The sequence below is a fragment of the Aurantibacillus circumpalustris genome, from assembly GCF_029625215.1.
GTDB classification, from domain to species: domain Bacteria; phylum Bacteroidota; class Bacteroidia; order B-17B0; family Aurantibacillaceae; genus Aurantibacillus; species Aurantibacillus circumpalustris.
Genome location: NZ_CP121197.1, coordinates 3,384,544 through 3,397,264 on the forward strand (window position 1 = coordinate 3,384,544; position 12,721 = coordinate 3,397,264).

7 protein-coding genes are annotated in these 12,721 nt (G+C 36.1%); 2 read left to right on the plus strand and 5 right to left on the minus strand.

Annotated features, from left to right (window positions below):
• The first annotated feature begins 74 nt into the window (after positions 1-74).
• Both P2086_RS14025 and P2086_RS14030 read left to right on the plus strand, forming a co-directional pair.
• Positions 75-914 carry an MBL fold metallo-hydrolase gene (locus P2086_RS14025; protein ID WP_317897374.1) on the plus strand — a complete coding sequence of 280 codons (840 nt, stop codon included), beginning with the start codon at positions 75-77 and terminating at the stop codon, positions 912-914.
• A 185-nt stretch (positions 915-1,099) separates the two neighbouring features.
• The gene (locus P2086_RS14030) at positions 1,100-5,605 is read left to right on the plus strand and encodes a T9SS type B sorting domain-containing protein (RefSeq protein ID WP_317897375.1); all 4,506 of its coding nucleotides are present in this window, start codon (positions 1,100-1,102) and stop codon (positions 5,603-5,605) included.
• Positions 5,606-5,618: 13 nt separating this feature from the next.
• Here P2086_RS14030 and P2086_RS14035 read toward each other — a convergent pair whose 3' ends face one another.
• The 5 genes from P2086_RS14035 to P2086_RS14055 form a co-directional block, all read right to left on the minus strand.
• On the minus strand, positions 5,619-6,209 hold the full coding sequence (locus P2086_RS14035; RefSeq protein WP_317897376.1) for a sugar transferase: 591 nt from the start codon (positions 6,207-6,209) through the stop codon (positions 5,619-5,621).
• Positions 6,203-7,408, minus strand: coding sequence for a DegT/DnrJ/EryC1/StrS family aminotransferase (locus P2086_RS14040; protein ID WP_317897377.1), 1,206 nt, complete (start codon positions 7,406-7,408; stop codon positions 6,203-6,205). Before P2086_RS14040 ends, P2086_RS14035 begins: the two co-directional genes overlap by 7 nt.
• A 58-nt stretch (positions 7,409-7,466) precedes the next feature.
• Positions 7,467-8,459 carry a Smr/MutS family protein gene (locus P2086_RS14045; protein WP_317897378.1) on the minus strand — a complete coding sequence of 331 codons (993 nt, stop codon included), beginning with the start codon at positions 8,457-8,459 and terminating at the stop codon, positions 7,467-7,469.
• On the minus strand, positions 8,456-10,492 hold the full coding sequence (locus tag P2086_RS14050) for a ComEC/Rec2 family competence protein (protein ID WP_317897379.1): 2,037 nt from the start codon (positions 10,490-10,492) through the stop codon (positions 8,456-8,458). Before P2086_RS14050 ends, P2086_RS14045 begins: the two co-directional genes overlap by 4 nt.
• A gap of 78 nt (positions 10,493-10,570) precedes the next feature.
• Positions 10,571-12,721 (minus strand): M43 family zinc metalloprotease, encoded by a 2,151-nt coding sequence (locus P2086_RS14055; RefSeq protein WP_317897380.1) that lies wholly within the window; start codon positions 12,719-12,721, stop codon positions 10,571-10,573.

The window sequence follows — 12,721 nt, forward strand, 5'->3', positions numbered from 1 at the left end:
GGCTTTTTAATTTATTAAACTGCCTAACAATTATTGAATAAAACAGTTTCATTAACGTAAATTAAATCTTAAAAATGAATCTCTACTCCATAAATACAGGTCACTTTAAATTAGATGGTGGTGCAATGTTTGGTGTTGTTCCAAAAAGCATTTGGCATAAACTCAATCCGGCAGATGAAAATAACATGTGTAGCTGGGCATTACGTTGTTTATTAATTGAAGATGGAAACAGACTAATGCTTATTGATAATGGAATGGGAAATAAACAAGATGCCAAATTTTTTGGTTATTATTTTTTGCATGGAAACGATACTCTCGAAAAGTCATTAAATAAACATGGTTTTACTTGTGATGACATAACGGATATGGTATTGACACATCTTCATTTCGATCATTGCGGAGGAAGCATTAATTATAACAGTGACAGAACTAAACTTGAGCCGGCGTTTAAACATGCAAAATACTATTGTAACGAAAAACATTGGGAGTGGGCTACACATCCTAATCCAAGAGAAAAAGCAAGCTTTTTGAAAGAAAACATTCTTCCAATAAAAGAAAGTGGACAGTTAAACTTTATCAGTGAAATAAGTAAACTAATAAACGGTTTATCCTTTATTGAAGTCAACGGACACACGGAAGGAATGATGTTGCCTATAATTGAATACAAAGAAAATACAATTGCTTATATGGCCGATTTAATTCCAAGCGCAGCTCATATTCCGATTCCTTATGTCATGGGTTACGACACCCGTCCTTTGGAAACTCTTAAAGAAAAAGAAAGTATTTTAAATAAAGCCGTTGAAAATAATTGGACTTTATTCTTTGAACACGACCCTTCTATTGAATGTGTTAGTCTTGAAAAAACCGAAAAAGGTGTAAGAAAAAAAGAGAGTTTTCTTTTGAATATACTTTAATATCTTATTATATCCAAATACATTTCATCAGTTTGTCGTTCTCTAGAATTATGCCATGTCATAAAGTGGGCGAACTAGTCAAACTATTTATTAAATCAGACGTTTCACCGATTAAACAGCCTTGACAAATGACTTAAATTTAGCTAACTTGTTAGATTATACACGACAGTGTTTAGCTCATTTTAATGATTAAAAAAATCATATTCACACTTTTGATTTTTACATTTAACGTCTTGTGTTTTTCACAAAACGAGAATATGAAGTGGTATTTTGGCACTAATGCAGGACTTGATTTTATAACAAACCCTCCAACAATACTTACAAATGGGGCTGTTAACACAATCGAAGGCTGTGCAACAATTTCGAATGCCAGTGGCAATCTTCTTTTTTACACCGATGGTGTTACTGTCTATGATCAAACACATGCTGTTATGGCAAATGGCGGTGGGCTTCTCGGCACAAGCAGTCCTTGTCAATCAAGTATAATCATAAAAAAACCTGGTAGTACCACCCTGTATTGTATTTTTACCATGGCCGGTGTTGCGCAAATTATGGGGTTAAACTACTCAATTATAGATATGAGCCTTGCTTCGGGAAACGGTTCTGTAACCATTAAAAATGCACCTTTATATAACTCAGGTTGCTACGAAAAAATTTCTGCTACTAAACATTGTAATGGAATAGATTATTGGGTGATGGTTCACGAAATGAACTCAAGTAATTTTAGAGCTTATCAACTTACTACAACTGGAGTAAGCACTACTGCGGTTATTTCCTCTATCGGAACAGCAATTGGCTCTCCCTGGTCTCTTGGTTGCATTAAATTTTCACCCAATGGTAAAAAATTAGGTATGACGGAATATACTGGGAGTGTAGATCTTTTCGATTTTGATAATGCAACAGGAGTCGTTTCAAATTCTCTCAACTTGGTTTCCTCGGGGTTTTCCTCCTATGGCTGCGAATTTTCTCCGGACGGTTCAAAATTTTACGCCGGAGGTTTTGGTGGACATTTAAAGCAGTGGGATCTCTGTGCAGGTTCTGGAACTGCCATTGTTGCTTCACAATACTCCATCACAACTTCTGGAATATGGAGTATGCAAATTGCGTTAAATGGAAAAATATATTGCGCTAAGAACTCAACGCTTGGTGTTATTAATAGTCCAAACCTTGCAGGTTCGGCTTGTAACTATGTTGATATAGGGCAAAGTATTTCACCAAAATCAACATTGCGAAGTATTCCTAATTTCGTTGCATTTGGAACTAAACCTCCACCTCCACCCTATACCTATACTGTGAGTAACAGCTACGGGTGCCAGTCTGCCCTGTTTAACACGTCATACAACCCGTCCGTTACACCTGTCGGTTGTACTTCATCTGGTTTTTCATTAACAAGTCTACAATGGGACTTTGGTGATCCCACTTCTGGTTCGGCCAATACATCTACACTTTCTTCTCCCATACATGCCTTTACTAACCTTGGTACTTATTCTGTAAATCTGATTTTATATTTTAGTTGCGGTGGCGGTACTGATACTATAAAACAAGTGGTTAATATTAATCAACCTTGTATTTCTGTTACGAGCACCTCTATTACCTGTGCTAACCTTGGCTCTGCAACTGTTGCTGCCACAGGTGGTATTGGTCCCTTTTCTTATACCTGGATGCCTTCTGCTCAAGCAAATTCAGTAGCTACTGGTCTAAGTCCTGGCACATACACGCTCACTGTTTTTGATTTCGGAAACAATTTCACTTACACCGCTACCACCTTATTTACCTCACTTATTCCACTCACAGGGACTTTAAATTATGCTGGCAGTGTTACTTGCAACGGAGCAAATACAGCCACCGCCAATGTTACTAATATTGGTGGAGGATCAGGTTCTGTAAATTATTTGTGGACAAGTAACACTACTACTTACACCAACCCCACGCCTTCTTTGAGTGCCGGGATCTGGTCTATATCTGTCACCGACGCCTTAACTGGTTGCGACATTAATCAATCGTTTTACATCAGTCAACCACCTCCTTTAAATTTAGTTCTTTCCTCCTCGAGTCCTACCACTTGCGCTGGAACCAGCGTTACTTTGAGTGGTGTTAACTCAGGTGGAACTCCTTATTTACTTGGTAGTGGTTATACATATACTTGGACAGGCAGCGTGATAAACAACACCAGAACCGTTAGTCAGGCTGTTGCAGGAACACCTGTTTACACTTTGAGTAGCAGAGATTCTTTAAACTGTCTTGTCAGCCAAACCATTTCTGTCGATTTTATTCAAAACCCTGTTCTCTCGGTAAGTAACGTTTCTATTTGTCCATTGCAAACAGGCACTCTTACAGCTAACGGGGCAAGTTCATATACTTGGAACGGAACCGCTATTGGTAATAGCTTTGCTGATAATCCCAATGTAACCCAGCAATACTCTGTTGTTGGAAGTGCTTTGGGTTGTACTTCTATTGCCACGGCAAGCATTATTTTAAAGCCAGTTCCTTTTGCTTTAATGAGTAGTAACAGTCCTATTTGTAACGGACAAAATTTAAGTCTGTTTGCCAATGGTGGGCAATCTTATTTTTGGAACGGACCGGTAGGTTATTCTTCATCACAACAGTATCCAATTATTGCAGGAGCTATTCCTAACAATAGTGGCGTGTACAATTTAACGGTAACTGCCGCTAACAGTTGTACAGCCAGCACTTCCAACACGGTTGTGGTGAATCCAACACCTACTCTGTCTGCTTTTGGAAGTACGGTATGTGTTACCCAGACACTGAACCTATTTTCAAATTCTTTTGTAGGCGCTTCTTATTTTTGGGTAGGACCTAATTCCTACACGTCTAATATTCAAAACCCTTCGGTTGCTAATCCATCTGTAATTGCTTCTGGTATTTACACCGTAAAAGCAACTTCAGCGGTGGGTTGCACCAATACCGCTACAGCCGATGTAACGGTAACCGCTGTGCCAATTCCTACCATCACGAGTAATAGTCCTAAATGTTTTGGTACTGATTTAAATCTTAATGGTAGTGGTGGAACTTCCTATTCTTGGACTGGACCTGTCGGATTTAGTTCCGCATTTCAGAATACAAGTATTTATGGTGTCATGGTAAGTAATGGCGGCGTGTATACGCTGCAGGTTACAACGGGGCCTTGTATAAATACTGCAACCCATGTTGTGGTGATTAATCCTTTACCAAGTTTTAGTTTAAGTAGTAACTCGCACGTGTGTGAGACAGAAAAATTATTTTTGAATGCAACTGCGGTTAGTAATGCTGTTTCTTATTTATGGCAACCTTCATCGGTAATGAGTTTTACTGGTAGTCAGTCTCAAAACATCGTACGAGATTCTGCCAAGGTTCATTTTTCAGGAGTTTATAGTTTAAGTGTTATTGATGCAAACTCTTGTCAAAACTCTGCAACACTGGCCGTAAATATTTATACAAACCCTATTTTAAGTCCGGTAAGTACAACGGTCTGTCTTAATAACGAAGCAACCCTTAAAGTAAGTGGAGCTAGTACTTATACATGGACCGGACCGGGTTTTTATTATTCTAATCAAGCTATTACTTTAATTAAAAATGCCACAAGCGTTGCTCCTTCCATTTACACCGTTATTGGTGGTGCAGCGAATTCCTGTACTTCTACTACCACTGCTAGTATTAGCACCACCCCACTACCAACTCCTTGGCTGAGTGTTTACCCAGCTACAAAAGTGTGTTTAAATAAAGAAATATCTCTGGAAGGTTTTGGTGGCAGTTCTTACGAGTGGAAAGGCCCAAGCAATTTTAATCATAATCAAAAGGTGTTTACGTTTACTTTAAGCAGCCCCTCTTATGTGGGCAGTTATACCTTAATTGCTACTGATGCTTTGGGCTGTAGTAATTCTACTCAAACCAGTATTTCTTTTGATCCTTTGCCAGATGGCACATTACTTGGAACTACCATGGATGCTTGTGTTCCGTTTAGTTCTGATTTTTCTTATTTCTCTAGTTCTACCACAACCAATATTGCTACCCAGTGGCAAATAAACAATGAGTCTGTTATTCAAGGCAAAAATTTCTCGCGTCCTTTTACTGTTGCTGGAGATTATATTATTCGCGGTACTTTTATTGATACCATTAGCACTTGTGCTAACACGGCAAGTTTTGTGGTGCATGCCAGAGAAATTCCGGTAGCTGATTTTGTTACCTCTCCCGAAAGACCTGTGGAGGGCATCGACGAGGTATATTTCACAAACAAATCTTCAGGATTAGAACTCAGTGAATGGAACTGGTATTTTATTAATGATAAGGGTAAGATTTCAAAACAAGAAAACACCTCTTATTTCTTTAAGAATGCAGGAATTTACCCTGTGGCTCTGCTCATTAAAAACAAATGGGGCTGCGCTGATACCATTGTAAAGGCTATTAAAATTGAAACCGATTTTAATGTGTATGTGCCTAATGCTTTTACACCGAATAATGATAATACTAATCCTACCTTTTTACCGGTTTGTACTGGAATTAAATTCTACGAGTTAAATGTGTTTAACCGTTGGGGAAATAAAGTGTTTCAAACCTTTGAACTAAATAAGGGCTGGGACGGCACTTTTAACGGCGAGCCCTGCAAAGACGATGTGTACGTGTGGCAAATTAAAGTATCAAGCCTCGGTGGTGAAATGAAAATCCTTGATGGGCATGTGACACTGTTTAGGTAGGACTGATGGCTAACTATGAAACTATCTTAGCTAGCGTTCTTAGAATCACTTTTATATCTGTTATTAGACCCGCTTCAGAAATGTACTTTTTATTGAGCGCTAATTTTGCCGGTAAAATTTCTTTAATGTAAGTCTCTTCTGGGTTTGATGATTTCGCTAATAAATCATTTTCACTAAAATATTCTAAAGAAGCGTAATCAGTTATTCCAGGCTTTACATTTAAAACTTTTTTTTGATCATCAGTGTAAAGATCAACATATTTTCTTACCTCAGGCCTAGGACCAACAATACTCATTGTGCCAAATAAAACATTTAATAGTTGTGGGAACTCGTCCAGTTTATATTTTCTCAGATAATAACCAATACTCGTAATTCTTTGGTCTCTTCCGCCAACAGTTAATAATCCTAATTTATCAGAATCACTTTTCATTGTTCTGAACTTATAAAGCTTAAATTTTTTTCCCAGCTTCCCTACTCTTTCTTGTCTATAAAACACACCTCCCTTAGATGTTAATCCAATAAAAACAGCAATGAGTAACATAAAAGGTAAAAGAATAATTAATCCTAAAGCAGAAAAAATTATATCGAATAAGCGCTTTAACATACTTTATTTACAGCCGCCATAACAGCATTTACAACAGTTTCAATTTGGTCGTCCGTTAAATCATAAAACAAAGGCAAGGTAATTTCTCTTTGAAAATTATTAAGTGTGTTTTTATAGTCATTCACATCATAACCCAAATCTTTATAAAAACTCATAGCGGGAACGGGAATAAAATGCACATTCACACTTACATCTGCATCAAAAATCTCCTGAATGATTCTATCACGTTGTTGTTCAGTTATACCAATAATTCTTAACGGAAATAAATGATAACAACTTTGTTTTGCATCTACTGTAAAAATAGGAATTTCAAAGCGCGCATCTTTTTTCAAAAAGTCAGAATATAAATCCGCGATGTGTTTTCGTTTTACCAAAGTATCAGAATCGTAACGCTCTAATTCAACGAGTCCAATGGCCGCAGTAATGTCAGTCATATTGCATTTATAACCAGCTTCAACAATATCATACTTCCAATTTCCTTTTTGAGTTTTTGCGAGGGCATCTTTATTTTGTCCATGTAAAGCGCTTACACACAACTTATTATACACCTCAAGATTATCAAATGGTTCAGGCAGGTTTAAGGCAACCGCACCTCCTTCTGCCGTAGAAAGGTTTTTAACTGCGTGAAAGGAAAACACACTCACATCTGTTAGTGAACCTGTTTTTTTTCCTTTATAACTAGCTCCAAAAGAATGTGCGGAATCACTTAAAACCAAAATGCGTGCTAGTTTTTTTTGATTTTCTGTTGCAGCTTTAAATTTTGATGAATACTTTTTCGCTAAGGCATTCATTTCATCGTAATCGCATGGCAAACCACCAAAATCAACTGGCATGATTACTTTTGTTTTTTCTGTAATAGCCTTCTCGATTTCTAAAATACTGATATTAAAATCCGTTCTATTCACATCCACAAAAACAGGAGTCGCACCGCAGTGAATAACAACATTAGCTGTAGCAGAATAAGTATATGCCGGCAGAATAACCTCATCGCCTTCTTTCACACCAAACCAGCGCAACATTATTTCTAAACCAGCCGTTGCTGAATTCAGGCAAAGTGTATTTCTATTTCCGCAGTACTCTGTTATTTTTTTTTCAAAGGTTTTTGTGCGGGGACCAGTTGTAATCCATCCGCTTTTAAGAGCTGCTACAACTTCATTACAAATTTTATCATCTATACGTGGTGGTGAAAAAGGAATCATAAAACGCTACTTTAATAAAGAATTTGATACTAAAAATACTTAAATCCTGTAATTTAACTTATAAAATATTTACTTGGGTAGCTCCATATCCATACTCCTTGTAAGAAGCATCTTGAAAACTTACTCCTTTGGTTTTCTTAAGCACCGAGGCTATTTCTTGTCGCAAGCGGCCATTTCCAACTCCATGAATAAAAATGAGTTTCTTCATGTTTTTTTCAAGTGCTTCGTCAAGTTCCTTTTCAAACCTTTCTAATTGAATATTTAGCATTTCAAAATTACTAAGACCGTTTGTATTCTCTATCAACTCTTCAATATGCAAATCGACCTCCTTTTCAAGTGATTTAAGATATTCTCTTGAAGACTTAGAGACTTTCTCTTTGGATCGGAATTCTTTAATAGCTTTTAGTTTGGCCATATCAATCAAATTTAATTCCGGTTCCACTTTATTAGTGCTTGCAAACTCACCCTTAAGCAAAAACCCGTAAACAGGGTACTTAAACTCGTCGTGCTTGATGGTTTTAGTGTCCATTAAAGTTTTTTGAGTAATGTGTATTACCTCGGTTACAGGAGTTTGAGCTTTAAAAAAAGTATTTTTAAAAAGTAAGCATTCTATTTTATGATAAAAGTAATCTTTAAAAAATTGCAGTTTTACCTGTCTTAACAGAACCTTTTGATAAGGCCCAACCTCACCATGTTTCACTGTTTGAAAATACTCTTCATCTTTTATTGAATAAGAGTAGGCAATATTAAAAGAAGAAGCGTTAAACAAGTAGAGTTTGTAATCACTAATTAAAGAAGCAAAATCATGATCAGGTTCAATTACAAAATAAATCGCATCAGTTAAATGTGCTTCCGGATTAAGCTCAATATTTTCAGCATCCTTATCAAGAATCAATTCTGTATGAATGGGAACTAACTGCTTAATTAAAAAAGGAATTTCAAAACCATCAGGCATTTCAACAAAAACTGTGTCTTTATCTTTTATGCGAGAAACAACGCCTTCACCCACTTCATTTAAAAAACTTACTTTATCTCCAATTCTTAATTTCATTGCAATTCAAGCAGATAAGCTCCTTTGTATTTAGTATTATAAAATTCAAGGTCGAAGTTACGACTTAATTCTTCTGTCTTTGCAAGCGTATAGTTATTATTTGAGGCGTCCATTATTATGGTTCTAAGATTCTTAAACTTACTTAAATCTTCTTTTGATAATTTAAAGTTATTCTGAACTATGAGGGTATTTACCTTTTTATAATCAACCTGAGGCCAAAAGTTCATCTTGTTTAAAAAGAGAATAAATCCATTTTTTGTCACCAATGCATTAAAGCTCGAAGTCATAACTTGAGGATAGTTAAACGACGTGATATGTGGTTTAACACTAAAATTATAATCAGCCTCTGTTGCTTTACTCAACTGCACTTTAGTTTTATTCTTAATCGCTACGCTACTTTTATTTCTTAAATTATATACAGTCAAAAGCGATTTTGTTTTAGCAGTATAGGATTCAATCAAACTGAAAAACTGCCACGTAATAAGTATTATAATGCTAAAAATCAATTGTTTATGTGATCTATATTGAATAGCTATTGAAAGTATTATAATAAAAATGGATAGAAAAAGAACATCTATAAAACTGAAATGAATCGCGTCAATATATCCGATATTTTTAGAGTTAAACAAATTAATAAACCAGATCAAACCAGCAATTAGGTAATTTATAAGTATAGCAAAAACATTTATTTTAAATACTACGAACACAGTCAATATAAGCACAAGAAAGGTTGCTGGCACTACAACGATGTTGCAAACAAAAAACCATAAGGGAAATTGTTTAAAGTAAAAAAGTGTAATGGGTAATGTACTTAAAGTAGCTGCCATTGAAGCGGTTACACTCTGCCAGATGTAATTCAACGACTTATTTTCAGGTTGCCATAACCGAGAGAATCTCGGTTGAAAATAAAGCAATCCAAACAAAGCAAAATAACTTAATAAAAAACCAACATCAATAATAAAATATGGATTATACAACAGCAGTAAAAAAGCAGAAACCAATAAAATATTTATTTGATGCCGGTAATTTGCTCTAAAATAAATTCTCCCAAAACCGAGCAGATTAAACATAATAACCGCTCTCAAAACAGGTGCCGAAAAACCCGTAATGAGTGCGAAAAACCATAGACACAAGGTAATAAAAACAAACCTTAGTAGTTTGTATTTGTTTTTTTTATCAAAAAAATTAAACAGAAAACCTAAAGCAAGATAAATAAGCCCAGTGTGAAGTCCCGAGACGGATAAAACATGCAGTGTACCCGAATGCGAAAATGCCTCCATAACAGACTTATCTATCTCAGCATCATAACCAGTAATTAGAGCGGCACATACGGCTCTGGCATTTATAGTTAGCTCGCTATTTTTCAAGCGCATTAAGAGAAGCTGTTTACATGTTAAGCCTAAATTCCAAACAGGATTTAATTGACTCTTTACATTTAGACTTGTATAAGCATTCGAATCAATAAAGGCTGTATGGTAAATCTGTTTATTTGAGAGATAATTTCTATAATCAAACTCATAACTATTTTTTGGTGGAGAAAGCTCCTGCAAATGTGCCTTTATCAACAAGGTTTTCCCAGCCTGTAAAGAATTTGTTTGTTTTGACTTTCTAAAATACCCATAAATAGTTCCTTTAACAGAAACAAAACTATTATTCGATTTCACTTCGTTAACCGTTAAACGGCACTTTACAAATTTCTCCTTTTCGGTTGGAACATCACTTATTGTCGCCATGAAGGTAATTAGCGAGTCAGTATCTATCTGGTTTCCATAATAACTTGTTTGTTTGCCTAAATTATTTTGTTCGCAAAGATTCATGCCGAATAAAAACAGAAACAAATCCGCAAATATTAAAAACAACCATTTATATGAGCGCTTGCCCGATTGGTATACCATCAAAAAAATAATAGGAATAAAAAGCATCAACGTGAAATAAAACGACAAATGCGGAGTATCGAATTTTAAACCGATAAGTATACCAACCACAAAAGGAATAAGAATTCTGAAAAATGGGATGCTCGTAAAAGCTTTCATTAAGAATGGTAGAGTGCTAAAATAAAAAAAATCCCGATCAGTTTAACTGACCGGGATTTTTATTCATTTAAATTAAAACTAGTCTATAATTAATTTGTGAGACATTTTTGCACCATTATGCGTAAGGTTTACAAAATAAACACCTTTAGACAAAGTGTTATTTTTGTTGATGGTAATAGTTTGTTCACCCGGGTTGTAGTTGTTTTCTACTACTGGTAACACTTCTCGTCCCGTAATATCTAAAACGCTCACTTTAACGGTTGCGGGATCACTTAAGGTAAAACTAACGTTAGCCTCTCCATTTGAAGGATTAGGAAATAAATTAAAACGTATGCTTTTTGTAAGTTGATTTACACCAACAAGCGAAGTCCATTTAATCGCATCAATATAAATGTTATTACCAAAACCATTTGTTCCTTCAATAAAACTAAAACGTACCATTACGTTGCTCGACGTTTTATATGATTGCCAGTTAGGATGCGATGAAATTACATAAGTTTTCCATTCATATTCTGCAGGTATAAAATAATCGGTGCTCACACCACCTGAACCATTTTGCATATAATTTGCATTTAGTGCGTAAATATTTTGCCACGTACCACCGCAATCCTTAGATCCTTCTATTTTTAACACGTCATTTTGATTCAGAACATATTGTCTGTAAGCATAAGCAAATTCAAGAACATCATTAGGACTGTTTAAAACATCCATAACGGGCATTTGAAGCATGTCTGTATTATTAGGTTGATTATTTGACCCTTCTATTCTGTATGAAGTTATTTGATCGTATGCAGCATCGTTAGTTTGAATCCAAGTAGTTGCATCATTTTCTACATTTGTAATCGCCCAATTAGCAGGTAAACCAGGATTTTCAAAACTTTCCATAGACATTGGAAAAAAAGCTGCCGTTTTATCAACAACGGTTATCGTTTTATTTTTAATATCAAATCCCTGCCCGTTACTAACCGTAAAAGTAACGTTTGTGCTACCCACATTTGGAAATTGAACAACTGTCAAACTTGCGTTAGGACTCGCAACTATTGCGCCATTATCAGCAGCCCATTGCATACTAGTAATAGCACCATTGTAAGAATAGTTTTTAAAAGTTAAGGAAGACCCAGAACACACAGTAAAAGTGCAATTCGTTGCGTAAAATTCTGCCACTGGGCTGCATAAGCCAGTACCATCAACATTTGTAAGAGCCAAATTAGGAAGAGTGGATAGATTATCTCTTCCACTAACAGATGAAGCAAGCGAATTACGCATATTAGTTGTTTGACCGGACGTGAAATTTCTTGAACAATCAGAATAATTCATAATATTCTGAATATTGTTAAGACCCGCCATTGCTGGATTAGTCTGCGTACAAGGCGCGCTTGGCGTGCAACCACCAAACTCTCCCCTCGTTACAGGAGTATCTGTAATACCGTCATCAGAACAAGTAACTCCAGGATTATTGGTATTTCCGAACGTATGTGCTAAACTTAACCAATGACCGATCTCATGCGTCAAAGAGCGTGATTTAGGAATTCCACCACTTGATCCGGTCAAATAATTCACATTGTAAATAATGGCATCATGGTTGTCATACGTTGGCCAGGTTCCTGGTCTGTATGTATAACCAACAATAATTCCACCACCCGTTACAGTTCCTTGAGGCGCAATATCGGCCACAACATAAATGTTTAAATATTTCGTCGGGTTCCAGGTATAAGCCCAATAGTTGCTACTAAGAAAGCCACTTGCTTTAGTTTGCTCCCATTTCGATCTTTCTGGATCATAGTGTCTTACTATCCCATTAATGCAATTACCATTTGGATCTTTGGTTGCAAACATAAATTTTATGTCTGAATTTATGTACGATGATCTAAAAGGTTGGTCGACTAGATTGGTATCCGGACTTTTGCGAGCAAAATCATTGTTTACATCCTGAAGCACTTGTTGCAGCGCCGCATCAGTAATTGTTACACCATTACAATCGTAGATCACATGAAAAACTACCGGAATAGTATATTCAAAAGCCGCAGTCGATTTTGAGACTGGGTTTTCTAATTGCATTCTTAATTCTTCTTGAGCTGCCTCATAATTTTTTCTTGCCTGAGGATCATTCGCAAAATGCTGCTCCATGGCCTCGTATGTATTACAAGGTTGTACTTTCTCTTGCGAAAAAGCAACAAATGAGAGGAGTGTAAGGGCAAGAGTTGAGATCTTAGTTAACTGTTTTTTCAT

What these genes read in the sequence shown, in the direction of transcription:
- P2086_RS14025 (WP_317897374.1), top strand. Translation starts at nt 75, where the DNA reads ATGAATCTCTACTCCATAAATACAGGTCACTTTAAATTAGATGGTGGT.
- P2086_RS14030 (WP_317897375.1), top strand. Translation starts at nt 1,100, where the DNA reads ATGATTAAAAAAATCATATTCACACTTTTGATTTTTACATTTAACGTC.
- P2086_RS14035 (WP_317897376.1), bottom strand. Translation starts at nt 6,209, where the DNA reads ATGTTAAAGCGCTTATTCGATATAATTTTTTCTGCTTTAGGATTAATT.
- P2086_RS14040 (WP_317897377.1), bottom strand. Translation starts at nt 7,408, where the DNA reads ATGATTCCTTTTTCACCACCACGTATAGATGATAAAATTTGTAATGAA.
- P2086_RS14045 (WP_317897378.1), bottom strand. Translation starts at nt 8,459, where the DNA reads ATGAAATTAAGAATTGGAGATAAAGTAAGTTTTTTAAATGAAGTGGGT.
- P2086_RS14050 (WP_317897379.1), bottom strand. Translation starts at nt 10,492, where the DNA reads ATGAAAGCTTTTACGAGCATCCCATTTTTCAGAATTCTTATTCCTTTT.
- P2086_RS14055 (WP_317897380.1), bottom strand. Translation starts at nt 12,721, where the DNA reads ATGAAAAAACAGTTAACTAAGATCTCAACTCTTGCCCTTACACTCCTC.